The sequence below is a fragment of the Paenibacillus sp. SAF-068 genome, assembly GCF_051967555.1.
In the GTDB taxonomy this organism is placed as follows: Bacteria; Bacillota; Bacilli; order Paenibacillales; family Paenibacillaceae; genus Paenibacillus.
The window spans coordinates 18,525-41,578 of record NZ_JBQCJX010000011.1 but is presented as its reverse complement, the minus strand read 5'-3'; the positions used below and the strand labels follow the sequence as shown (position 1 = coordinate 41,578).

27 protein-coding genes and 1 other annotated feature are annotated in these 23,054 nt (G+C 45.4%); all 27 genes read left to right on the top strand.

Features of this window, described 5'->3' with window-relative positions; genetic code table 11:
- Positions 1-66 precede the first annotated feature (66 nt).
- The 27 genes from rplK (at position 67) to ACTHPG_RS27465 (ending at position 23,028) form a co-directional block, all read left to right on the top strand.
- Positions 67-492 carry a 50S ribosomal protein L11 gene (rplK, locus tag ACTHPG_RS27595; RefSeq protein WP_017692062.1) on the top strand — a complete coding sequence of 142 codons (426 nt, stop codon included), beginning with the start codon at positions 67-69 and terminating at the stop codon, positions 490-492.
- A 94-nt stretch (positions 493-586) separates the two neighbouring features.
- Positions 587-1,279, top strand: a complete 693-nt coding sequence (rplA, locus tag ACTHPG_RS27590) for a 50S ribosomal protein L1 (protein ID WP_440392491.1) — start codon at positions 587-589, stop codon at positions 1,277-1,279.
- Positions 1,280-1,347: 68 nt separating this feature from the next.
- Positions 1,348-1,494, top strand: a sequence feature (ribosomal protein L10 leader region).
- Positions 1,495-1,518: 24 nt separating this feature from the next.
- Positions 1,519-2,022 (top strand): 50S ribosomal protein L10, encoded by a 504-nt coding sequence (gene rplJ / locus ACTHPG_RS27585; RefSeq protein ID WP_440392490.1) that lies wholly within the window; start codon positions 1,519-1,521, stop codon positions 2,020-2,022.
- Between the two features lie 71 nt (positions 2,023-2,093).
- On the top strand, positions 2,094-2,456 hold the full coding sequence (gene rplL / locus ACTHPG_RS27580) for a 50S ribosomal protein L7/L12 (RefSeq protein WP_278298116.1): 363 nt from the start codon (positions 2,094-2,096) through the stop codon (positions 2,454-2,456).
- A gap of 96 nt (positions 2,457-2,552) precedes the next feature.
- Positions 2,553-3,173, top strand: a complete 621-nt coding sequence (locus ACTHPG_RS27575) for a class I SAM-dependent methyltransferase (protein ID WP_440392489.1) — start codon at positions 2,553-2,555, stop codon at positions 3,171-3,173.
- Positions 3,174-3,568: 395 nt separating this feature from the next.
- The gene (gene rpoB, locus ACTHPG_RS27570; RefSeq protein WP_091039164.1) at positions 3,569-7,114 is read left to right on the top strand and encodes a DNA-directed RNA polymerase subunit beta; all 3,546 of its coding nucleotides are present in this window, start codon (positions 3,569-3,571) and stop codon (positions 7,112-7,114) included.
- 113 nt (positions 7,115-7,227) lie between these two features.
- On the top strand, positions 7,228-10,842 hold the full coding sequence (gene rpoC / locus ACTHPG_RS27565) for a DNA-directed RNA polymerase subunit beta' (protein WP_440392488.1): 3,615 nt from the start codon (positions 7,228-7,230) through the stop codon (positions 10,840-10,842).
- A 205-nt stretch (positions 10,843-11,047) separates the two neighbouring features.
- The gene (locus ACTHPG_RS27560; RefSeq protein ID WP_047841123.1) at positions 11,048-11,296 is read left to right on the top strand and encodes a ribosomal L7Ae/L30e/S12e/Gadd45 family protein; all 249 of its coding nucleotides are present in this window, start codon (positions 11,048-11,050) and stop codon (positions 11,294-11,296) included.
- Positions 11,297-11,449: 153 nt separating this feature from the next.
- On the top strand, positions 11,450-11,872 hold the full coding sequence (rpsL, locus tag ACTHPG_RS27555) for a 30S ribosomal protein S12 (RefSeq protein ID WP_017692070.1): 423 nt from the start codon (positions 11,450-11,452) through the stop codon (positions 11,870-11,872).
- 87 nt (positions 11,873-11,959) lie between these two features.
- On the top strand, positions 11,960-12,430 hold the full coding sequence (gene rpsG, locus ACTHPG_RS27550; protein ID WP_018753997.1) for a 30S ribosomal protein S7: 471 nt from the start codon (positions 11,960-11,962) through the stop codon (positions 12,428-12,430).
- Between the two features lie 49 nt (positions 12,431-12,479).
- Entirely contained in the window at positions 12,480-14,558 is a 2,079-nt protein-coding gene (gene fusA / locus ACTHPG_RS27545; protein WP_440392487.1) for an elongation factor G, read from the top strand.
- A gap of 95 nt (positions 14,559-14,653) precedes the next feature.
- Positions 14,654-15,844, top strand: coding sequence for an elongation factor Tu (gene tuf, locus ACTHPG_RS27540; RefSeq protein WP_062836181.1), 1,191 nt, complete (start codon positions 14,654-14,656; stop codon positions 15,842-15,844).
- 437 nt (positions 15,845-16,281) lie between these two features.
- Positions 16,282-16,590 (top strand): 30S ribosomal protein S10, encoded by a 309-nt coding sequence (rpsJ, locus tag ACTHPG_RS27535; RefSeq protein ID WP_017692074.1) that lies wholly within the window; start codon positions 16,282-16,284, stop codon positions 16,588-16,590.
- A gap of 46 nt (positions 16,591-16,636) precedes the next feature.
- Positions 16,637-17,260 carry a 50S ribosomal protein L3 gene (rplC, locus tag ACTHPG_RS27530; RefSeq protein ID WP_053779208.1) on the top strand — a complete coding sequence of 208 codons (624 nt, stop codon included), beginning with the start codon at positions 16,637-16,639 and terminating at the stop codon, positions 17,258-17,260.
- A gap of 25 nt (positions 17,261-17,285) precedes the next feature.
- Entirely contained in the window at positions 17,286-17,909 is a 624-nt protein-coding gene (rplD, locus tag ACTHPG_RS27525; protein ID WP_278298120.1) for a 50S ribosomal protein L4, read from the top strand.
- On the top strand, positions 17,909-18,199 hold the full coding sequence (rplW, locus tag ACTHPG_RS27520; RefSeq protein ID WP_017692077.1) for a 50S ribosomal protein L23: 291 nt from the start codon (positions 17,909-17,911) through the stop codon (positions 18,197-18,199). The genes rplD and rplW overlap by 1 nt, the downstream gene beginning before the upstream one ends.
- A 30-nt stretch (positions 18,200-18,229) precedes the next feature.
- Positions 18,230-19,060 (top strand): 50S ribosomal protein L2, encoded by an 831-nt coding sequence (gene rplB / locus ACTHPG_RS27515; RefSeq protein WP_017692078.1) that lies wholly within the window; start codon positions 18,230-18,232, stop codon positions 19,058-19,060.
- Between the two features lie 71 nt (positions 19,061-19,131).
- Complete coding sequence (gene rpsS / locus ACTHPG_RS27510; protein WP_062836183.1) at positions 19,132-19,410, top strand: 30S ribosomal protein S19; 279 nt, start codon at positions 19,132-19,134, stop codon at positions 19,408-19,410.
- Between the two features lie 35 nt (positions 19,411-19,445).
- Positions 19,446-19,778, top strand: a complete 333-nt coding sequence (gene rplV / locus ACTHPG_RS27505) for a 50S ribosomal protein L22 (RefSeq protein WP_024633583.1) — start codon at positions 19,446-19,448, stop codon at positions 19,776-19,778.
- A 15-nt stretch (positions 19,779-19,793) separates the two neighbouring features.
- Positions 19,794-20,459 (top strand): 30S ribosomal protein S3, encoded by a 666-nt coding sequence (rpsC, locus tag ACTHPG_RS27500; protein ID WP_339237997.1) that lies wholly within the window; start codon positions 19,794-19,796, stop codon positions 20,457-20,459.
- Positions 20,460-20,461: 2 nt separating this feature from the next.
- Positions 20,462-20,896, top strand: a complete 435-nt coding sequence (gene rplP / locus ACTHPG_RS27495) for a 50S ribosomal protein L16 (protein ID WP_017692082.1) — start codon at positions 20,462-20,464, stop codon at positions 20,894-20,896.
- Entirely contained in the window at positions 20,886-21,083 is a 198-nt protein-coding gene (rpmC, locus tag ACTHPG_RS27490; protein ID WP_017692083.1) for a 50S ribosomal protein L29, read from the top strand. The genes rplP and rpmC overlap by 11 nt, the downstream gene beginning before the upstream one ends.
- 48 nt (positions 21,084-21,131) lie before the next feature.
- A complete protein-coding gene (gene rpsQ, locus ACTHPG_RS27485; protein WP_017692084.1) occupies positions 21,132-21,398 on the top strand; it encodes a 30S ribosomal protein S17 in 267 nt (88 codons plus the stop codon).
- Between the two features lie 34 nt (positions 21,399-21,432).
- Entirely contained in the window at positions 21,433-21,801 is a 369-nt protein-coding gene (gene rplN, locus ACTHPG_RS27480; RefSeq protein ID WP_017692085.1) for a 50S ribosomal protein L14, read from the top strand.
- Between the two features lie 39 nt (positions 21,802-21,840).
- A complete protein-coding gene (gene rplX / locus ACTHPG_RS27475) occupies positions 21,841-22,194 on the top strand; it encodes a 50S ribosomal protein L24 (RefSeq protein ID WP_145053336.1) in 354 nt (117 codons plus the stop codon).
- Between the two features lie 32 nt (positions 22,195-22,226).
- Positions 22,227-22,769: a 50S ribosomal protein L5 gene (gene rplE / locus ACTHPG_RS27470; protein WP_253441169.1), complete on the top strand. Its 543-nt coding sequence runs from the start codon at positions 22,227-22,229 to the stop codon at positions 22,767-22,769.
- Between the two features lie 73 nt (positions 22,770-22,842).
- Positions 22,843-23,028, top strand: coding sequence for a type Z 30S ribosomal protein S14 (locus ACTHPG_RS27465; RefSeq protein ID WP_013312154.1), 186 nt, complete (start codon positions 22,843-22,845; stop codon positions 23,026-23,028).
- Positions 23,029-23,054 lie beyond the last annotated feature (26 nt).

Below are 23,054 nucleotides of genomic sequence, written 5' to 3'. Positions count from 1 at the left end.
TCTTCAAGTTTCTTGTGGGAGGGCTGTGAGGCCCGTTAACCACTATTTTGCAAGGAGGTGTCAATCATGGCGAAAAAAGTTATTAAAATGGTAAAACTGCAGATTCCAGCAGGTAAAGCAAACCCAGCACCACCAGTAGGTCCAGCTTTGGGTCAAGCAGGTGTCAACATCATGGCATTCTGTAAAGAATTCAACGCTCGTACAGCTGATCAAGCGGGATTGATTATTCCAGTTGAAATTTCTGTATTCGAGGACCGTTCCTTTACTTTCATCACTAAAACTCCACCAGCAGCAGTACTGTTGAAAGTGGCAGCTAAAGTTGAAAAAGGATCCGGCGAACCGAACAAGAAAAAAGTTGCTACAGTTAAACGTGATGCGGTTCGTCAAATCGCAGAAACAAAAATGCCTGACCTAAATGCAGCAGACGTTGAGTCCGCTATGCGTATGGTCGAAGGTACTGCCCGCAGCATGGGTATCACCATCGAAGACTAATTTTCATAAGAAACATGGCTTCGTAAAACCGGTCGATTCGCGACCGGTTGATGTGGGAGGTATATCCGCTAACACCACAAAGGAGGAATAAAACATGGCTAAACACGGTAAAAAATACCTGGAAGCTGCTAAGCTGATTGACAGTGAAGCAACTTACGAGCCTTCAGAAGCTGTAGAGCTTGTGAAAAAGGCAGCCACTGCAAAATTCGATGAAACAATCGAAGCAGCAGTTCGTTTGGGTGTAGACCCTCGTAAGCAAGACCAGGCTGTACGTGGTGTTGTTGTCTTGCCACACGGCACAGGTAAAACACAACGCGTATTGGTATTTGCAAAAGGTGACAAAGCGAAAGAAGCGGAAGCGGCTGGCGCGGACTATGTTGGTGATGCAGACATGATCAACAAAATCCAACAAGGCTGGTTCGAATTCGACGTCTGCGTAGCGACACCAGATATGATGAGTGAAGTAGGTAAATTGGGCCGACTGCTCGGCGGTAAAGGTCTGATGCCTAACCCTAAAGCCGGAACGGTAACTTTCGATGTAACTAAGGCTGTTCAAGAAATTAAAGCCGGTAAAATCGAATATCGTCTGGATCGTGCAGGTCAAATTCATGCACCGATTGGTAAAGCTTCTTTCTCTTCTGAGCAACTTAATGAGAACTTCAAAGCTCTCATGGACGCTCTGAATCGTGCTAAACCAGCGGCAGCAAAAGGTGTTTATCTGAAGAATGTAAGCATTTCTTCTACGATGGGCCCTGGCGCACGCGTGAACGCAGCAGCTTTTAGATAATATCTCTTGACAGGCTTGTCCTGTTTTTGATAAGATATAAAAGTTGTGAGTCTGAGTGACTGACCGTTGACATTTGAATATGCTTGCCGTAGACAGTAGGTGCCGTTTGGCTTAATTTCCTGCCGAGGTGTGATTATAGAACTTAGAACGATGTAAATCGATGATGAGTATATATCAAGCCTTCGTGATTCTACGGAGGCTTTTCTTAATGGGATAAATTTGATCAGGAGGTGTACAGATTGGCAAACGCAAAAGTGATTCAAGCAAAACAAGAGTCCGTTGATGCAGTAACAGCAAAATTGCGCGAGAGCGTTACAACTGTTGTTGTTGACTATCGCGGATTGAACGTTGCCCAAGTAACTGAGTTGCGTAAGCAACTTCGTGAAGCAGGGATCGAATTCCAAGTGCTGAAAAACTCGTTGCTTCGCCGTGCAGCTGCAGCAGCAGAACTGACAGAACTCGATAGTGTTCTTACAGGTCCTACTGCAATTGCATTCAGCGTAGATGACGTTGTGGCTCCAGCTAAAATTCTGAACGACTTCGCGAAAAAGAACGATGCTCTGGAATTGAAAGGTGCTATCGTAGAAGGTCGCGTAATCGGAGTAGAAGAAGTTAAGGCATTGGCAGAATTGCCATCCCGCGATGGACTCCTCTCCATGCTCCTCAGCGTGCTTCAAGCGCCAGTGCGGAACTTCGCGCTTGCGGTTAAAGCAGTTGCAGAAAAAGAAGAACAAGGTGCGTAAGCAACTTGATCTGATCGCTGCTTAGGCGGCAAATGAATTAAAAAAATAATATTATATATGGAGGTTCACTCATGAGTAAAGAGCAAATCTTGGAAGCAATCAAAGGCATGACTGTACTGGAATTGAACGATCTTGTTAAAGCAATCGAAGAAGAATTCGGCGTAACTGCTGCAGCTCCAGTAGCTGCTGCAGGTGCAGGCGCTGCTTCTGCTGAAGCTGAGCAATCCGAGTTCGACGTAATCTTGACTAACGCTGGTGCTTCCAAAATCAACGTTATCAAAGCAGTTCGCGAAATCACAGGTCTTGGCCTGAAAGAAGCAAAAGAACTGGTTGACAACGCTCCAAAAGCATTGAAAGAAAAAGTTGCTAAAGAAGAAGCAGAAGCGGTTAAAGCTAAGCTTGAAGAAGCTGGCGCTACAATCGAAGTTAAATAATTTAGCTTTTATAAGCTAGATGAACAAAACAACAAACCCCTTGACTTATATCAAGGGGTTTGTTGCTGTAATTGTAAATGGAAAGTGAGTGAGGGCATGTCCAATCATTATTATTCGGACAAACCGCAAGTAGCGCATGATCGCAGAGCAACTGAAGCGGTTCTTCGCGGATTCAGTCTGCGATTCGTGACGGATGCCGGTGTGTTTTCCAAAAACGGAATCGATTATGGCAGCAGAGTATTGATTGATGCGATAGAGTTGCCATCAGGGGCTCATGTTCTCGATGTGGGTTGTGGATACGGGCCGATGGGTCTAACAGCAGCCAAACTTGTACCGGATGGGCATGTCACCATGATCGACATCAACGAGAGAGCCGTTGAACTTTCCAGGGAAAATGCTAAGGCGAACGGAATTAACAATGTTACAGTTTTGCAGAGTAATCTACTGGCTGAAGTAAATAAGCAAGATTATGACGTTATCTTAACCAATCCGCCTATACGGGCTGGGAAAGAGACGGTTCATACTATTTTCGAACAGGCACATCGCCATCTGAAGGTAGGCGGTTCGTTGTGGATTGTCATTCAGAAGAAACAAGGGGCTCCATCAGCAAAAGCAAAATTGGAATCTTTGTTTGGAAGAGTGGAAGAAGTGACGAAAGATAAAGGCTATCGGATTTTCAAAGCGGTGAAGTCGGAAGAGGGTTCTACTAGAAGCTGAATCCGAGTTTGTAAAGTAAGCAGGGGATCATTTTTTTTGCAATAGGACTATTGACTTGAAATTCAGGCCGTGGTATTATTGTAAAATGTCAGTATTAAGATGCCCTACTTGGCTTTAGCTAACTAAAAATGTCAACCTTTTTTTTACGCCGAACGGGCTTATTATGCCTACGTTTGGCGTATAATATGTACATTTTGGGCAAACTGGGGATAAGAATGATTTGGAAAGACATCCGCCGATCAAAGTTGCTCTTTTTTCGAACGACATTTCGAGTAAGGGCTTTTCTTTATTTGTGGATGCATTGCTTTGCTCTGTATGTGTACCATTATAAGGTTACAAACAGAGGTTCGCAACGAAATTTTTAAAGTGAGTAGACATTGAGGGGTGAGTTTAAGTTGGCAGGACATCTTGTTCAATATGGTCGACGCACTCGGCGCAGTTATGCACGAATTAACGAGATACTCGAAGTTCCGAACCTGATTGAAATCCAACAAAAATCCTATGATTGGTTTTTGGAGGAAGGGTTGCGCGAAATGTTCCAGGATATCTCGCCGATCCAGGATTTTACAGGTAACTTGATTTTGGAATTTATCGATTACAGTCTCGGTGAACCGAAGTATACAGTAGACGACGCGAAAGAGCGTGACGTTACTTATGCAGCACCGCTTCGGGTCAAAGTCCGGCTCATTAATAAGGAAACCGGCGAAGTCAAAGAGCAGGAAGTATTCATGGGAGATTTCCCGCTGATGACCAACACGGGCACATTTATTATTAATGGTGCGGAACGGGTTATTGTCAGCCAGTTGGTTCGCTCTCCTAGCGTTTACTTCAGTACCAAAGTAGATAAAAACGCCAAAAAAACGTATACCGCTACAGTTATTCCTAACCGCGGCGCTTGGCTCGAACTGGAGATGGACGCGAAGGATGTTGTTTACGTCCGGATCGACCGTACACGTAAAATACCGGTTACGGTTCTCCTGCGTTCACTTGGTTTTGGCACAGATGCTGAGATTCTGGATCTGCTCGGTAATGACGAATATATCCGCAACACACTGGACAAAGACAACACGGATTCCACGGAGAAAGCACTCATTGAGATCTATGAGCGTCTTCGTCCGGGCGAGCCTCCAACGTTGGATAATGCGAAGAGCTTGCTCGTAGCACGTTTCTTTGATCCAAAACGTTATGACCTCGCTAATGTAGGTCGTTACAAAATGAATAAAAAACTTCACATCAAAAACCGTTTGTTCAACCAACGCTTGGCTGAGTCACTTGTTGACGCTGAAACAGGGGAAATCATTGCTGAAGCAGGTCAAATGGTTGACCGTCGTTTGTTGGATGAAATCATGCCGTATCTGGAGAAGAGCGTTGGATTCCGCACGTATCACGTGGGTAACGGCGTTTTGGATGCCAATGATATCCCTATGCAAACGATTGATGTGTTCTCACCAACTGAAGATGGTAAAGTGGTCAAACTGATTGCCAATGCAAATATTGACAAGTCCGTTAAAAACGTGACACCGGCGGATATCATTTCCTCCATCAGTTACTTCCTTAACCTTCTGCAGGGAATTGGTAGCACGGATGATATCGATCATCTGGGTAACCGTCGTTTGCGTTCGGTGGGTGAACTCCTGCAGAACCAGTTCCGTATCGGTTTGTCCCGTATGGAGCGTGTGGTTCGTGAGAGAATGTCCATTCAGGATGCTAACGTCATTACACCACAGGCTTTGATCAACATACGTCCTGTTATTGCATCGATTAAAGAGTTCTTTGGTAGCTCTCAATTGTCACAGTTTATGGATCAAACGAACCCACTGGGTGAGTTGACGCATAAACGTCGTTTGTCCGCACTCGGACCCGGTGGTTTGACGCGTGAGCGCGCAGGTATGGAAGTACGTGACGTCCATCCATCCCACTATGGCCGTATGTGTCCAATCGAGACACCAGAGGGACCAAATATCGGTTTGATCAACTCCTTGTCGACGTTCGCCCGTGTGAATGAATATGGCTTCATTGAAGCTCCATATCGTTGGGTTGATCCGAAGACAGGTATTGTAACCGAACAAATTGATTACCTGACAGCCGACGAAGAGGACAACTATGTTATCGCGCAAGCGAATGCGAAGTTGAACGAAGACGGTACATTTGAAGAAGAAGCGATCATTGTACGTTACAACAAACAGTCGGATAACATCCTAACGATGCCGAGTGAGCGAGTTGACTACATGGACGTATCTCCTAAACAGGTTGTATCCGTCGCTACAGCGCTGATCCCGTTCCTTGAGAACGATGACTCCAACCGTGCACTCATGGGATCTAACATGCAGCGGCAGGCAGTTCCACTCTTGATTCCTAAAGCACCACTTGTAGGAACGGGTATGGAACACAAAGCTGCTAAAGACTCTGGTGTATGTATTGTCTCCGATTATGACGGAATTATTGAACGTTCTTCTGCGAACGAGATTTGGCTCCGCCGTGTTGAAGAAGTGGACGGTCAGGAAGTTAAAGGCGACATCGTTAAATATAAATTACACAAATTTATGCGTTCGAACCAAGGAACATGCATTAACCAGCGTCCGATTGTCAAAAGAGGTGCAGCTGTCAAAGCTGGCGATATCCTCGCTGATGGTCCTTCAACGGAAATGGGTGAATTGGCTTTGGGACGTAACGTCGTTGTTGCCTTCATGACTTGGGAAGGTTACAACTACGAGGATGCGATCTTGCTCAGTGAAAAACTCGTTAAGGAAGATGTGTACACATCCATCCATATCGAGGAGTATGAGTCAGAAGCACGTGATACTAAGCTCGGACCTGAAGAGATTACACGTGATATCCCTAACGTTGGGGAAGAAGCGTTGCGTAACTTGGATGAGCGCGGTATTATCCGCATCGGTGCTGAGATTAGCGCTGGCGACATTCTCGTTGGTAAAGTAACACCTAAGGGTGTAACAGAGCTGACTGCAGAAGAACGTCTCTTGCATGCGATCTTTGGTGAGAAAGCACGTGAAGTACGTGATACTTCCTTGCGTGTACCACATGGTACTGACGGTATCGTAGTAGACGTGAAAGTATTTACCCGTGAAAACGGTGATGAGTTGCCTCCTGGCGTTAACCAACTCGTTCGTGTATATATTGCTCAAAAACGGAAAATTTCCGAGGGTGATAAAATGGCCGGACGTCACGGTAACAAAGGGGTCGTGGCCCGCATCTTGCCGGAAGAAGATATGCCTTTCCTGCCAGACGGTACACCGGTTCAGATCGTTCTTAACCCACTGGGAGTACCTTCCCGGATGAATATCGGTCAAGTACTTGAGGTTCACTTGGGTATGGCAGCAATGCAACTGGGTATTCACGTAGCAACGCCTGTATTCGATGGAGCGAAGGAGTACGATGTCTTCGACACTATGGAAGAAGCAGGTATGCAACGTAATGGTAAGACTGTCCTGTATGATGGTCGTACAGGGGAAGAGTTTGAGCGTGAAGTTACCGTGGGTGTCATGCACATGATCAAATTGGCACACATGGTTGATGATAAGATCCATGCCCGTTCCACAGGTCCTTACTCACTTGTTACGCAACAGCCATTGGGTGGTAAAGCCCAATTCGGTGGACAGCGTTTCGGGGAGATGGAGGTATGGGCGCTTGAGGCATACGGTGCAGCTTATACACTGCAAGAAATCTTGACTGTTAAATCCGATGATGTTGTAGGTCGGGTTAAAACGTATGAATCCATCGTCAAAGGCGAGAATGTTCCTGAACCAGGTGTTCCTGAATCATTCAAAGTATTGATCAAAGAGCTGCAAAGCTTGGGTATGGACGTTAAGATTTTGAGTGAAGATGAGCAAGAGATTGAAATGAGAGAAATGGACGATGAAGATGACGCTGCGAGCGATAAGCTCAGCCTCAACCTTGAGGGTACAGAGGTCGGAGCGGAATAATTCGCTTCGAGCGCATGATGACCGGCGTTTTTCATCAGGCTCACGTCTTGCTCCGGCTTCGGCCGGAGAGGGCGTAACCTAGAATACAGGAATTGGTTAAGGAGGGTTGCTCCTTGTTGGACGTCAACAATTTCGAATACATGAAGATCGGGCTTGCTTCCCCAGAGAAAATTCGTTCTTGGTCCCGCGGAGAAGTGAAAAAACCGGAAACGATCAACTATCGTACGTTGAAACCGGAAAAAGAAGGGCTGTTCTGCGAAAAGATTTTTGGCCCTACAAAAGACTGGGAATGTCATTGCGGTAAATACAAACGCGTCCGTTATAAAGGCGTTGTCTGTGATCGTTGTGGCGTTGAAGTAACACGTGCGAAAGTACGCCGCGAACGGATGGGCCATATTGAGCTCGCTGCTCCGGTATCGCATATCTGGTACTTCAAAGGTATTCCGAGCCGTATGGGTCTTGCTCTGGATATGTCTCCAAGATCTCTTGAAGAGATTATTTATTTTGCATCATATGTTGTAACTGATCCAGGAGAAACTCCACTGGAGAAAAAACAGCTGCTGTCCGAGAAAGAATACCGCAGCTACCGTGAAAAATACGGTTATGGTTTCCAGGCTGGCATGGGCGCAGAAGCGGTTAAAAAATTGCTTCAAGACCTTGACATTGATAAAGAGCTCGAGTTCCTGAAAGAAGAGCTCCGGACTGCGCAAGGACAACGTCGTAATCGTGCAATCAAACGTCTGGAAGTTATTGAAGCATTCCGCAACTCCGGTAACAATCCAGAGTGGATGATCATGGATGTACTTCCTGTTATCCCGCCGGAACTTCGTCCAATGGTACAGTTGGACGGTGGACGTTTTGCAACGTCTGACCTGAATGACTTGTATCGCCGTGTAATCAACCGGAACAACCGTCTGAAACGTCTGCTTGATCTGGGCGCACCAGACATTATCGTGCAAAATGAAAAACGGATGTTGCAGGAAGCTGTTGACGCATTGATCGATAATGGTCGTCGTGGACGCCCGGTAACGGGTCCTGGTAACCGTCCATTGAAATCGCTCAGCCACATGCTGAAAGGTAAACAAGGACGTTTCCGTCAGAACTTGCTCGGTAAACGGGTTGACTACTCTGGTCGTTCCGTTATCGTTGTCGGACCTTACCTGAAAATGTATCAGTGTGGTCTGCCAAAAGATATGGCACTTGAATTGTTCAAGCCTTTTGTTATGAAAGAGCTTGTAAATAAAGGGCTTGCCCACAACATCAAGAGCGCAAAACGTAAAGTTGAGCGTGTAAGTCCTGAGGTATGGGATGTTCTTGAAGAAGTAATCAAGGAGCATCCGGTTCTGTTGAACCGTGCCCCTACGCTTCACAGACTCGGTATTCAAGCATTTGAACCGATTCTCGTTGAAGGTAAAGCAATTCGTCTCCACCCGCTCGTATGTACGGCATATAATGCCGACTTTGACGGTGACCAAATGGCTGTGCACGTTCCGTTGTCCGCTGAAGCTCAAGCGGAAGCACGTATCCTGATGCTTGCATCAGGCAACATTTTGAACCCGAAAGACGGTAAACCGGTTGTTACTCCTTCCCAGGATATGGTGCTTGGTTCTTATTACCTCACTATGGACAACAAGGAAGAAAAGGGCACAGGTATGATCTTGCGTACAGTTAACGAAGCTGTATCGGCTTACCAACGTGGTACTGCTGGTCTGCATGCGCGTGTAGCTATTCCGGTTAAGGCACTTGGTAAAACAAGCTTTACGGAAGAGCAGCAAGAAGGAATGTTGCTGACAACCATTGGTAAAATTATCTTCAATGAAATTTTCCCAGCAAGCTTCCCATATATCAATGACGCGACTCGTGCAAACCTGTACCAAGGTACTGCAGATCACTCATTTGTATATGAAAAAGGTGCTGATCTTAGAGAAGCTATTATGAATGCTCCTCTGGCTGGCGGTGTCGGCAAAGAATACCTCGGTTCCATCATCGCACGTTGTTTTGAAATTTATCACACAACGGAAACAGCCGTTATTTTGGATAAAATCAAACAACTTGGATTCACATATTCTACTCGTGCCGGTATTACGGTTGCGGTATCTGATGTTATCGTTCCGCCTGAGAAGTTTGAAATTCTTAGACAGTCTGAGGATAAAGCACAAATCGTTACGAATCAGTACCGTCGTGGTCTGATTACGAATGAAGAGCGTTATGACCGTATTATTGATATCTGGTCAAAATCCAAAGATGACATCACTGAGATTTTGATGAAGTCCATGGATCGTTACAACTCGATCATGATGATGGTAGACTCCAAAGCACGGGGTAACAAATCGCAAATCACCCAATTGGGCGGTATGCGTGGTCTGATGGCCAACCCGTCTGGTCGAATTATCGAACTCCCAATCAAATCGAACTTCCGTGAAGGTCTGACAGTACTCGAGTACTTTATCTCCACTCACGGAGCGCGTAAAGGTTTGGCGGATACAGCACTGCGTACAGCCGATTCAGGTTACCTGACTCGTCGTCTCGTAGACGTAGCCCAAGACGTAATCGTGCGTGATGATGATTGTGGTACAGATAAAGGCTTTACGGTTAGTCGTATCCAGGATGGTAAAGAGGTTATCGAAGATCTCTACGACCGTATTGAAGGCAGATACTGCTTCGAGACAGTTCGTCATCCGGAAACCAAAGAAATTATTGCAGGTCGTAATGAATTGATTGACTCCGATAAAGCAGAGGCAATCATCAAAGCGGGCGTAACCAAATTGCAAATTCGCTCCGTACTCAGCTGCCGTGCAAGTCACGGTGTCTGCAAGAAGTGTTACGGTCGTAACCTTGCGACAGGTAAACACGTGGAGATTGGTGAAGCAGTTGGTATTATTGCAGCACAATCCATTGGTGAGCCAGGAACACAGCTTACAATGCGTACGTTCCACACCGGCGGTGTAGCCGGAGACGATATTACGCAAGGTTTGCCGCGTATCCAAGAGTTGTTTGAAGCTCGTAATCCTAAGGGTCAAGCAACGATCAGTGAGATTGATGGTGTAGTTAAAGAGATTCGCGAAGCGAAAGATCGTCGTGAAATCGAAATTCAAGGTGAAGCGGAGTCCAAAGTATACTCTGTTACCTACGGTTCCCGTGTGCGCGTAAGCGAAGGCATGGAAATTGAAGCTGGTGACGAGTTGACAGACGGTTCCATCGATCCAAAAGAAATGCTGCGCATTAAAGGCGTACGTGGCGTACAAAACTACATTTTGCAGGAAGTACAGCGCGTATACCGTAACCAAGGCGTAGAAATCAATGACAAACACGTTGAAGTTATGATCCGTCAAATGCTGCGTAAAATCCGCATCGTAGATGCAGGTGATACAACGCTGTTGCCAGGATCGTTCGTTGATACGCATGAGTACGAAAGAGCTAACAAAATTGCGATTCTTAGTGATAAAGAGCCAGCGGTTGCTAAACCAATCCTGCTCGGTATCACGAAAGCGTCCCTGGAAACAGACTCCTTCCTCTCAGCGGCTTCGTTCCAAGAAACTACACGTGTATTGACAGATGCAGCGATCAAAGGTAAAGTCGATCAGTTGCTCGGTCTGAAGGAAAATGTAATCATCGGTAAACTGATTCCTGCAGGTACAGGTATGCACCGTTACCGCAGCATCAAATTTGCTGAGCCAGAAGATGGCCAATCTTCAGTAGAAGAACTTGAGCCCGTTTCTGTTGATTAAATAGTGTGCTCCTCTATAGAGGGGATTGAAAGTTTGGTACGTCAGGAGGCGGACGCTTGTATAATACAGGTGGACGAATCCTGATGTGCGTAAACTTTTTAAAAAATGTTTTGGGATTAGCATTGACAATGCTTGCGCTAGATGCTAATATATCAAAGGTGCGTGGGCAGCGGATTGTATATGGTTCTATTCGGAGGAATGCTCAATGTCTAATGAAAAAGCCTTGCAAGATGCTCATGTCAAGATAGGTACCAAACAGACCATGCGGATGGTGCAGACAGGTATGGCTTCCGAAGTCTATGTCGCAGAAGATAGTGATCCGCAGCTCACTTCCAAAATCATTGCTTTGTGTGAACAGCACAATGTGAAGTACACGAAAGTGGACACAATGAAAAATCTCGGCAAGGCTTGCGGGATTGGAGTGGGAGCAGCAATGGCTGCTGTCGTAAAATGATAGTGTAAGGAACGTTTTTGTCCGAGAACTTTTAGGGATTCTCCAAGGCAAAAACTTTTCATTTGTCTTTTTATGAACCGCCTGGGTCTGTGGACTTAGCGAAAAGAGGTTTATAAAGAAACATGAATATTTGAGGAAGGGGGTGGCAATCACATGCCAACTATTAACCAACTGGTTCGTAAAGGACGTCAAGCAAAAGTTGAGAAGTCAAAATCTCCTGCTTTGCAAAAAGGATTCAACGCTTTGAAACGTGAATCTACTAACATCAGTGCCCCACAAAAACGTGGTGTCTGCACTCGTGTAGGTACAATGACTCCACGTAAACCAAACTCTGCACTTCGTAAATATGCCCGTGTTCGTTTGACGAACCGTCTCGAGGTAACTGCTTATATCCCGGGAATCGGACATAACCTTCAAGAGCACAGTGTGGTATTGATCCGCGGAGGTAAAGTTAAAGACCTTGCAGGGGTTCGTTATCACATCGTTCGTGGAGCTCTCGATACTGCAGGCGTAAACAACCGTATGCAAGCTCGTTCGAAATACGGTGCAAAACGTCCAAAAGCTAAAAAAGCCTAAACCATTATAAGCGGAAAACCTGAAAGCCTTCTGGCTTAGGTCTGGAAGGTACAGGATCTGCTGAACAAGAAAGAAAGGGGGATATCCATGCCACGCAAAGGTCCAGTTACGAAAAGAGACGTGTTGCCAGATCCGGTATACAACTCCAAGTTGGTTACTCGTTTGATCAATCGCATCATGCTCGACGGAAAACGCGGTGTTGCTCAAAGCATTCTGTATAATGCGTTCAAGTTGATTCAAGAACGTACGGGTAATGACCCGATGGAAGTATTTGAAGCAGCAATCAAGAATATCATGCCAGTCCTGGAAGTTAAAGCTCGCCGTGTCGGCGGTGCCAACTACCAAGTACCAATCGAGGTAAAACCAGAGAGACGTACTGCTCTGGGACTACGTTGGCTCGTGAACTACTCCCGCAACCGCGGTGAGAAAACAATGGAAGAGCGTTTGGCGGCTGAGATCATCGACGCTTCCAACAACACAGGCGCTTCCGTTAAAAAACGTGAAGACACGCACAAAATGGCTGAAGCGAACAAAGCGTTTGCTCACTACCGTTGGTAGGATTCAGTTCACAATAAAAAAACTTCAATTTTGAAGGGAGACCCATTTCATGGCTAGAGAGTTCTCCTTGAAAAATACACGTAATATCGGGATCATGGCTCATATTGATGCGGGTAAAACCACGACAACTGAGCGGATCTTGTTCTACACAGGACGTACGCACAAAATCGGTGAAGTACACGAAGGCGCTGCGACAATGGACTGGATGGAACAGGAACAGGAGCGCGGAATTACGATTACTTCCGCTGCAACTACCGCTGCTTGGAAAGGCCACCGCGTTAATATTATTGATACCCCGGGACACGTTGACTTCACTGTTGAAGTTGAACGTTCCCTTCGTGTATTGGACGGAGCAGTTGGTGTATTCAGTGCGAAAGAAGGCGTTGAGCCTCAGTCCGAAACCGTATGGAGACAGGCTGACAAGTACGGCGTACCTCGTATCGCATATGTAAACAAAATGGATATCATCGGTGCTGACTTCCTGAACGTTGTATCCGACATGCGTGATCGCCTTCAAGCGAACGCTGTTGCAATTCAACTTCCAATCGGTGCTGAAAATGATTTCATTGGTATTATCGATATCGTTGAACAAAAGGCTCATATGTACAAAGATGACCTTGGTCAAAATATCGAAGAAACAGAAATTCCTGCGGAATTCAAAGAGCAAGTTGAAGAGCTCCGTAACGAATTGATTGAGCGTGTTGCAGAACTGGATGAAGAACTGACAATGAAATACCTGGAAGGCGAAGAGATCACTATTGAAGAGATCAAAGGCGCTCTCCGTAAAGGTGTTGTAGATGTTAAGATCTTCCCTGTTATCTGTGGATCCTCATACCGTAACAAAGGTGTTCAACTGATGTTGGATGCTGTTATCGACTACTTGCCAGCTCCAACAGATGTACCGTCAATTACGGGTCATCTTGAAGATGGAACTGAAGCAGTTCGTAAGTCCTCTGATGATGAGCCATTCTCCGCATTGGCATTCAAAATCATGACTGACCCTTACGTAGGTAAATTGACATTCTTCCGCGTATATTCCGGTATTCTTCAATCCGGTTCATATGTATTGAATGCCACTAAAAACAAACGTGAGCGTATCGGTCGTATCCTTCAAATGCATGCAAACAGCCGTCAAGAGATCACTGAAGTTTACTCCGGTGACATTGCAGCTGCTGTAGGTTTGAAAGATACGGGTACAGGTGATACACTATGTGATGAGAAAAATCCGGTTATCCTGGAGTCAATGAACTTCCCTGATCCGGTTATCGAAATCGCCGTTGAACCTAAAACCAAAGCTGACCAAGATAAAATGGGTGTTGCTCTCGGTAAGTTGACTGAAGAGGATCCAACTCTTCGTGCTCATACTGACGAAGAAACTGGCCAAACAATCTTGGCAGGTATGGGTGAGCTTCACCTTGATATCATCATCGACCGTATGCGTCGTGAGTTCAAGGTGGAAACTACTGTGGGTAAACCACAAGTAGCTTACCGTGAAACATTCCGTGCTCCAGCGCGCGTTGAAGGTAAATTCGTACGTCAATCCGGTGGTCGTGGTCAATACGGTCACGTATGGGTTGAATTCGAACCTCTCGAGCCGGGTACAGGCAGCCAGTTCGAAAGTAAGGTTGTCGGTGGTTCCGTTCCAAGAGAATACATTCAACCTGCACTGTCAGGGATTGAAGAGCAAATGAAAAACGGCGTTATCGCAGGCTTCCCGCTTGTTGACGTTAAGGCTACAATCGTAGACGGTTCTTACCATGATGTCGATTCCAATGAGATGGCATTTAAAATTGCCGGATCTATGGCGCTTAAAGCGGCTAAAGACAAGTGTAAACCAGTTCTGCTTGAGCCTATCATGAAAGTAGAAGTAACCGTTCCAGAAGAGTACATGGGTGACGTAATGGGTATGTTGAACTCCCGTCGTGGCCGCATCGAAGGTATGGATTCCCGTAGTGGAGCTCAAATCATCCGTGCTAAGGTACCTTTGTCTGAAATGTTTGGTTACTCTACAACTCTTCGTTCCGGTACTCAAGGACGCGGTGTGTTCTCCATGGAACTCTCTCACTATGAAGAAGTTCCTAAGAGCATCGCTGAAGAAATCGTTGCTAAAACAAAAGGCACCGAGTAGTTTTCTCACACTGAATGCAAGTGCATAAGAATTCATTTCAGAGCACTTCATTCAGTGAAAACATAAAATTATAATTTTAAGGAGGCCACGTTCAAATGGCAAAGGCTAAATACGAACGTAATAAACCCCACGTTAACATCGGTACTATCGGTCACGTCGATCATGGTAAAACAACTCTGACTGCTGCAATCACAACTGTATTGTCCAAAACTTACGGTGGTGCTGCTGTAGCATTCGACCAAATCGACAAAGCTCCAGAAGAGCGCGAGCGCGGTATCACAATCTCCACAGCACACGTTGAGTACGAAACTGACACTCGTCACTACGCTCACGTAGACTGCCCAGGTCACGCCGACTATGTTAAAAACATGATCACTGGCGCGGCACAAATGGACGGAGCTATCTTGGTAGTATCCGCAGCTGACGGCCCAATGCCACAAACTCGTGAGCACATCTTGCTCTCCCGTCAAGTAGGCGTACCTTACATTGTTGTATTCTTGAACAAATGTGACATGGTTGAAGACGAAGAGTTGTTGGAATTGGTTGAGATGGAAGTTCGCGACCTTCTTAACGAATATGAGTTCCCAGGTGACGATACTCCAATCACTCGTGGATCTGCTCGTGAAGCACTGGCAAACCCAGATGGCGAATGGGCTCAAAAAATCGTTGAGATGTTCAAAGAAATCGACACATACATCCCACTGCCTGAGCGTCAAACTGACAAGCCTTTCTTGATGCCTGTCGAGGACGTATTCTCCATCACTGGTCGTGGTACTGTTGCTACTGGCCGTGTAGAGCGTGGTACTGTTAAAGTCGGCGAAGAGATCGAAATCGTTGGTATCACTGAAGAAACTAAAAAATCTGTTGTAACAGGCGTTGAGATGTTCCGCAAATTGCTGGATTCCGCTCAAGCTGGTGACAACATCGGAGCACTTCTTCGTGGTGTTGACCGTAACAACATCGAGCGTGGCCAAGTTTTGGCTAAACCGGGTTCTGTTAAGCCTCACACAGAATTCACAGCTCAAATCTACGTTCTGACTAAAGAAGAGGGTGGACGTCACAAACCTTTCTTCACTGGTTACCGTCCACAGTTCTACTTCCGTACAACTGACGTAACAGGCATCATCAACTTGCCTGAAGGTACTGAAATGGTAATGCCTGGTGATAACATCACTGTTACTGTTTCCCTGATCTCCCCAATCGCGATTGAAGAAGGAACTAAGTTCTCCATTCGTGAAGGCGGACGTACAGTAGGTGCCGGTTCCGTAGCATCTATCCAAAAATAATTCAGCTTTACGCTGAATAAAGCATATGCAACAGTGTACTGGAACGAGTAACATTGTATTGTAACGAAGCTTCGGAAGAGTTCCTTATCCGACATCGGATAAGGAACTCTTTTATTATGTGTAAAGTTTCGGAACCTGCGTCATGCGAAATGAACATCATTTACTAGTTTAGAAGGATTGGCAAGGCAGCCTGTATATTGAAGATAAACACTGCAATAAACGAGGTCATTTCGTCAGAAAAGATAAGTTTAAATGTTTTTCTTAAATATGCTTGCAATACGCCTATCTTTTCTATATAATAATGAATGTTGTTCTGTGACGTTGCGATGATGTGAGAGGTTACTGGCACACCCGGCCCCTTTGCCATGGGAGAGTGGCTAGAAAATTTTCACGGAGTATGTCCGATAAAAAATTGGGCGATAGAAGGAGGGACTAAAATGGCAAAGCAAAAAATTCGTATTCGTTTGAAAGCTTACGACCACAGAATTCTTGATCAATCCGCGGAGAAAATTGTTGAAACAGCAAAACGTTCGGGTGCTGGTGTATCCGGTCCGATTCCGCTTCCTACTGAAAAACAAATCATTACTATTCTTCGTGCGGTGCACAAGTACAAGGATTCTCGGGAACAATTCGAACAACGCACACACAAGCGTTTGATCGACATCGTTAACCCGACTCCACAAACTGTGGATGCCTTGATGCGCTTGGATCTGCCGTCCGGTGTAGATATCGAAATTAAATTGTAATACAAGTTACAACAAAGACCATGTATAAAGGAAAAGAGGTGTCAACATGAAAGCAATCTTAGGAAAAAAACTCGGAATGACTCAAGTATTTACTCCTGAAGGTAACGTTGTTCCAGTAACGGTTATCGAAGCAGGCCCTTGTGTTGTTTTGCAAAAGAAAGACATTGAGAACGATGGCTACGAAGCAATTCAAATCGGTTACTCCGATAAGAAAGAGAAAAATGCTAACAAGCCAGAAGCAGGTCACGCTAAAAAAGCGAACACTGCCCCTAAGCGCTACGTTCGTGAAGTTCGCGGTATCAACATCGCTGAATATGAAGTTGGCCAAGAACTGAAAGCTGACATTTTCGCTGAAGGCGAATTCGTTGACGTAACGGGTGTTTCTAAAGGTAAAGGTTTTGCCGGCGTAATCAAACGTTGGGGACAAAGCACTGGACCTATGTCACACGGTTCGCGTTATCACCGTGGCCCGGGTTCAATGGGTTCGATCCAAGCTAACCGCGTTCCTAAAGGCAAACGCCTGCCAGGACACATGGGACATGATACTGTTACAATCCAACGTCTTGAAGTAGTTAAAGTAGACGCTGAGCGTAACGTGTTGCTCGTGAAAGGTTCCATTCCTGGACCGAAAAACAGTCTCATTAAAGTTAAAGAAACGGTGAAAAAATAACCACTGAAGAAAGGAGGAACACAAAATGCCAAAAGTATCAGTTTACAATGTAGATGGTAGCCAAGTAGGCGAAGTTGAGTTGAACGATGCGGTTTTCGGAATTGAGCCGAACCAACACGTTCTGTACGATGCAGTTCTTATGCAACGCGCTTCCCTTCGTCAAGGTACCCACAAAGTAAAAGGACGTTCTGAAGTACGTGGCGGTGGACGTAAACCTTGGAAACAAAAAGGTACAGGTCGCGCTCGTCAAGGTTCAATTCGTTCACCACAATGGAAAGGCGGCGGTATCGTATTTGGTCCAACACCACGGAGCTATGCGTACAAACTGCCTAAGAAAGTTCGTCGCTTGGCGATCAAATCAGCCCTTTCATCCAAAGTGATTGACAATGACATTATCGTTTTGGACGCTCTCACGTTGAGCACACCTAAAACTAAAGAATTTGCTGCCATCTTGAGTAACCTCAAAGTGGGACGTAAAGCTTTGATCGTAGCTCCTAGCTATGATGATAATGTAGCTCTTTCCGCACGGAATATTCCAGGCGTGAAATTCGTAGCTGCTGACGGTATTAATGTTCTTGACGTGCTTTCGCACGACAAATTGATCATTACGAAAGAAGCAGTTCAGAAGGTAGAGGAGGTGCTCGCGTAATGAAGGATCCTCGTGATATTGTAAAACGTCCGATTATTACGGAACGTACTGCTGACATGATGAATGACTTGAAATATGTATTTGAAGTCGATATCCGTGCAAACAAAACCGAGATCAAAAAGGCCGTAGAAGCTATTTTCAACGTAAAAGTGAAAAACGTGAACACGCTTCGTGTTCCAGCTAAGCCTAAACGGTACGGACGTTATTCCGGATATACTAGCGAATGGAAAAAAGCGTTTGTAACGTTGACTAAAGACAGCAAAACGCTTGAGTTCTTTGAAACAGTATAATTGAATTTTTGAAGTAAGGAGGGAAACCAAGTGCCAATCAAAAAGTATAAACCAACATCCCCGGCAAGACGGAACATGTCCGTTTCTACATTTGAGGAAATCACCACAAATCAGCCGGAGAAATCGTTGTTGGCCCCGTTGAGCAAACAAGCAGGCCGCAACAACCAAGGTAAAATTACAGTTCGTCACCATGGTGGTGGACACAAACGTAAATACCGTATCATTGACTTCAAACGTACTAAAGATGGAATACCGGGCCGCGTTGCTACGATTGAGTATGACCCGAACCGTACATCCAATATCGCTCTGATTCACTATGCTGATGGTGAGAAACGTTATATCATCGCTCCTAAAGGTTTGAAAGTTGGAGATCAAGTATTCTCCGGACCTGAATCAGACATCAAAATCGGTAACGCACTACCACTTGAAAACATTCCAGTAGGTACCGTTATCCACAACATCGAGTTGAAACCAGGTAAAGGCGGACAATTGGTTCGTGCTGCTGGTACAGAAGCTCAATTGCTTGGTAAAGAAGAAAAATACGTTTCCGTTCGTCTCTCTTCCGGAGAAGTTCGTCGTATTTTGAAAGTTTGCCGCGCGACAATCGGATCTGTTGGTAACCAAGACCACGAGCTCATCAAAATCGGTAAAGCCGGTCGTAGCCGTTGGTTGGGTAAACGTCCTGAGGTTCGTGGTGTAGTAATGAACCCTAACGATCACCCACACGGTGGTGGTGAAGGTCGTGCTCCAATCGGACGTAAATCGCCAATGTCACCATGGGGTAAACCTACTCTTGGTTACAAAACGCGTAAGAAAAATAAAGCTTCTGATAAATACATCATTCGCCGCCGCACGAAGTAATACACACTGTGCATAACTTCGTGAGGCATCTGCGGATGCATAATAGCTACGTTTGAAGGGAGGATCTCCACATGGGTCGCAGTTTGAAAAAAGGGCCATTCATTGATGGCTACATGCTCAAAAAGGTAGAAGAGATGGAAGCTTCAGGTAAGAAGAACGTAATCAAAACCTGGTCCCGTCGTTCTACAATTTTCCCACAATTCATCGGACACACATTCGGCGTTTACGATGGTCGTAAACACGTGCCAGTGTATGTAACTGAGGACATGGTCGGACACAAACTGGGTGAGTTCGCTCCAACCCGTACGTACAAAGGCCATACTGATGATGATAAGAAAACAAGAAGATAAATGAACATCTTTAATGTTTGAGAGGAGGTTACACAATGGAAGCAAAAGCACATGCTAAGTTTATCCGGATTGCTCCTCGTAAAGTTCAACTCGTTGTTGACTTGATTCGCGGCAAGCAAGTAGGTGAGGCGGTTGCCATTCTCCGTCACACTCCGAAATCCGCTTCTCCTATCGTTGAGAAGTTGCTTAACTCCGCTATTGCGAATGCGGAACATAACTATTCTTTAGATGTTAATAACTTGGTTATCTCGCAAGCTTACGTGAACCAAGGACCGACAATGAAACGTTTCCGCCCTCGTGCAATGGGACGTGCAAGTCGTATTAACAAACGTACTAGCCACATTACTTTGGTGGTATCTGAGAAGTAGAAGGAGGGGAAATGTGTGGGCCAAAAGGTAAATCCAGTCGGACTCCGTGTCGGAATTATCCGTGACTGGGAATCTAAGTGGTATGCAGGCAAAGACTTCGGTGATCTTTTGATGGAAGACGTGAAAATTCGTGAATTCCTGAAAAATAAATTGAAAGACTCCGCTTTATCTCGTGTGGAAATTGAGAGAGCGGCTAACCGCGTAAACGTAACGATTCACACTGCTAAACCAGGTATGGTTATTGGTAAGGGTGGTTCGGAAGTTGAAAATCTTCGTAACCAAATTACGAAAATTGCTGGCGGTAAAAAAGTACACATCAACATTTCTGAAATTAAGAATCAAGACTTGGACGCTATTCTTGTAGCTGAAAGCATTGCACAACAATTGGAACGTCGCGTTTCTTTCCGTCGTGCTCTGAAACAAGCAATTCAAAGAACTATGCGCTCCGGTGCTAAAGGTATCAAAACTCAAGTAGGCGGACGTCTTGGCGGTGCTGAGATCGCACGTTCTGAAGGCTACAGCGAAGGAACTGTTCCACTGCACACACTGCGTGCTGACATTGACTATGGTACAGCAGAGGCTCATACTACTTACGGACGTATCGGCGTAAAAGTATGGATCTATCGTGGAGAGGTTCTTCCTACGGCTAAGAAACAAGCTGCTAAGGAAGGAGGCAACTAATCATGTTGGTACCAAAACGCGTAAAACACCGTAAGCAACAACGTGGACATATGAAAGGCCAAGCTAAAGGCGGAACGACTCTGAACTTTGGCGAATACGGTCTGCAAGCTACGGAACCGGCTTGGATTACGAACCGTCAGATCGAAGCGGCTCGTATTGCGATGACTCGTTACATCAAACGTGGTGGTAAAGTTTGGATCAAAATCTTCCCAGACAAACCAATCACTCAAAAGCCTCTCGAGGTTCGGATGGGTAGCGGTAAAGGTAACGTAGAAAAATGGGTTGCAGTAGTGAAACCAGGTAAGATCATGTTTGAACTTGCTGGTGTACCGGAGGAAATTGCACGCGAAGCAATGCGTCTTGCCGCTCACAAACTGCCAATCAAAACGAAGTTCGTGAAACGTGAAGAATTGGGTGGTGAAGCAAATGAAAGCTAGTGAATTTCGCAACCTAACCTCTGCTGAAATCGAGCAAAAGATTGCCGGATTTAAAGAAGAACTCTTTAACCTCCGCTTTCAATTAGCTACCGGTCAGCTGGATAACCCGACTCGCATTCGTGATGTGCGGAAAGAAATAGCTCGTGCTAAAACCATTATCCGTGAAAGAGAATTGGGAATCGGTTAATTAGGGATAGGATGTACAATCCGTCCGTAATCAGGAAGGAGGCCAACAATGAGCGAAGAACGTAACGCACGTAAAGTGCAAACTGGTAAAGTGGTCAGCGATAAAATGGACAAAACGATTGTTGTTGCTGTAGAAACTTACAAAAAACACAACTTGTACCATAAACGCATCAAGGTTACTAAAAAATTCAAAGCACATGACGAAGAAAACACTGCGAAAATCGGTGACACGGTGAAAATCATGGAGACTCGTCCGCTTTCGAAAGATAAACGCTGGAGACTTACTGAAATCGTAGAAAAAGCGGTTATCATCTAATGCTCAGCAGCACTGCTGAAAGGAGGAATACTAAATGATTCAACCATTTACACGTTTGACTGTGGCTGACAACTCCGGTGCGAAGGAACTGATGTGTATCCGCGTACTCGGCGGTACGGGACGTCGTACAGCTCAAATCGGTGATCTGATCGTTTGTTCTGTTAAACAAGCAACACCAGGCGGCGTTGTCAAAAAAGGTGATGTAGTTAGAGCGGTTGTCGTTCGTACGAAACGTTCTGTACGTCGTAAAGACGGTTCCTACATCGGTTTTGATGAAAATGCAGCGGTTGTTGTAAAAGACGACAGAAGCCCACGTGGAACACGTATTTTCGGACCAGTTGCTCGCGAACTTCGCGATAAAGACTTCATGAAAATCGTTTCCTTGGCTCCAGAAGTTATCTAAAGCTTAATCTCGTGATGTTAGAAACAGGAGGTGTACGAAATGCCAAGAGTGAAAAAAGTTCTGGAATCCCATAACAACAAACTTCACGTTAAAAAGGAAGATACGGTTATGGTGATCAGCGGTAAAGACAAAGGTAAAAAAGGCCGTGTCATCGCTGCTTATCCTCGTGAGAACCGCGTCCTTGTGGAAGGTGTTAACATGGTGAAAAAACACCAGAAGCCTAACCAGCAAAATCCGCAAGGCGGCATTATCGAGAAGGAAGCTCCGATTCACGTTTCCAACGTAATGCACATCGATCCGAAGAGCGGAAATGTAACCCGTGTAGGTTACAAAGTTTTGGATAACGGAAAGAAAGTGCGCGTTGCTAAACGTTCCGGAGAAATTATCGACTAATTGAACCGAATGAGAAAGGAGGGCTATGATTCATGGCATCAAGAATGAAAGAACGTTACCTGCAAGAAATCGCTCCTGCTTTGATGCAGAAGTTTAACTATACAACGGTAATGCAAGTGCCGAAAATCGAGAAAATCGTTATCAACATGGGTGTGGGCGACGCTGTCCAAAACTCCAAAGTGTTGGATTCCGCAGTAAACGATTTGCAACTGATCGCAGGTCAAAAACCTGTAATCACTCGTGCAAAAAAATCTATCGCAGGATTCAAACTGCGTGAAAATATGCCTATCGGCGTGAAAGTAACATTGCGCGGCGAGCGTATGTACTTCTTCCTCGATAAACTGTTCAACGTTACGCTTCCTCGTGTCCGCGACTTCCGCGGTGTATCGAGCAAAGCTTTCGACGGACGTGGTAACTACACACTGGGTCTGAAAGAGCAATTGATCTTCCCAGAGATCGAGTATGATAAAGTTGATAAAGTCCGCGGTATGGATATTGTCATCGTAACAACGGCGAAAACAGACGAAGAGTCCCGCGAATTGCTCACGCAAATGGGAATGCCTTTCGTTAAGTAATGTTGGCATAACGTTTCCGGGTGTCTGGAAAGACTCCCTTTTCTCCGAAATTATTTAGGAGGTGTCAGGCTAAGTGGCAAAAACTTCGATGAAAGTTAAACAACAACGTACACCAAAGTTCAAAGTACGTGCATATACACGCTGTGAGCGTTGCGGACGTCCACATTCGGTCCTGCAAAAGTTCAAAATTTGCAGAATTTGCTTCCGTGAATTAGCTTATAAAGGCCAGATCCCTGGCGTGAAAAAAGCAAGCTGGTAAAAAGTCCTGAACGGGAAGGAGGTTAA

Excerpts from the sequence above, each read along its gene's own strand:
- rpsL (WP_017692070.1), top strand. The coding sequence starts at position 11,450 with ATGCCAACTATTAACCAACTGGTTCGTAAAGGACGTCAAGCAAAAGTT.
- rpsQ (WP_017692084.1), top strand. The coding sequence starts at position 21,132 with ATGAGCGAAGAACGTAACGCACGTAAAGTGCAAACTGGTAAAGTGGTC.
- ACTHPG_RS27560 (WP_047841123.1), top strand. The coding sequence starts at position 11,048 with ATGTCTAATGAAAAAGCCTTGCAAGATGCTCATGTCAAGATAGGTACC.
- rpsG (WP_018753997.1), top strand. The coding sequence starts at position 11,960 with ATGCCACGCAAAGGTCCAGTTACGAAAAGAGACGTGTTGCCAGATCCG.
- rpmC (WP_017692083.1), top strand. The coding sequence starts at position 20,886 with ATGAAAGCTAGTGAATTTCGCAACCTAACCTCTGCTGAAATCGAGCAA.
- ACTHPG_RS27575 (WP_440392489.1), top strand. The coding sequence starts at position 2,553 with ATGTCCAATCATTATTATTCGGACAAACCGCAAGTAGCGCATGATCGC.
- rplL (WP_278298116.1), top strand. The coding sequence starts at position 2,094 with ATGAGTAAAGAGCAAATCTTGGAAGCAATCAAAGGCATGACTGTACTG.
- rplP (WP_017692082.1), top strand. The coding sequence starts at position 20,462 with ATGTTGGTACCAAAACGCGTAAAACACCGTAAGCAACAACGTGGACAT.
- rplC (WP_053779208.1), top strand. The coding sequence starts at position 16,637 with ATGAAAGCAATCTTAGGAAAAAAACTCGGAATGACTCAAGTATTTACT.
- rplA (WP_440392491.1), top strand. The coding sequence starts at position 587 with ATGGCTAAACACGGTAAAAAATACCTGGAAGCTGCTAAGCTGATTGAC.
- rplW (WP_017692077.1), top strand. The coding sequence starts at position 17,909 with ATGAAGGATCCTCGTGATATTGTAAAACGTCCGATTATTACGGAACGT.
- rplD (WP_278298120.1), top strand. The coding sequence starts at position 17,286 with ATGCCAAAAGTATCAGTTTACAATGTAGATGGTAGCCAAGTAGGCGAA.
- rplV (WP_024633583.1), top strand. The coding sequence starts at position 19,446 with ATGGAAGCAAAAGCACATGCTAAGTTTATCCGGATTGCTCCTCGTAAA.
- rplX (WP_145053336.1), top strand. The coding sequence starts at position 21,841 with ATGCCAAGAGTGAAAAAAGTTCTGGAATCCCATAACAACAAACTTCAC.
- rplE (WP_253441169.1), top strand. The coding sequence starts at position 22,227 with ATGGCATCAAGAATGAAAGAACGTTACCTGCAAGAAATCGCTCCTGCT.
- fusA (WP_440392487.1), top strand. The coding sequence starts at position 12,480 with ATGGCTAGAGAGTTCTCCTTGAAAAATACACGTAATATCGGGATCATG.
- rplK (WP_017692062.1), top strand. The coding sequence starts at position 67 with ATGGCGAAAAAAGTTATTAAAATGGTAAAACTGCAGATTCCAGCAGGT.
- tuf (WP_062836181.1), top strand. The coding sequence starts at position 14,654 with ATGGCAAAGGCTAAATACGAACGTAATAAACCCCACGTTAACATCGGT.
- rpsJ (WP_017692074.1), top strand. The coding sequence starts at position 16,282 with ATGGCAAAGCAAAAAATTCGTATTCGTTTGAAAGCTTACGACCACAGA.
- rplN (WP_017692085.1), top strand. The coding sequence starts at position 21,433 with ATGATTCAACCATTTACACGTTTGACTGTGGCTGACAACTCCGGTGCG.
- rpsS (WP_062836183.1), top strand. The coding sequence starts at position 19,132 with ATGGGTCGCAGTTTGAAAAAAGGGCCATTCATTGATGGCTACATGCTC.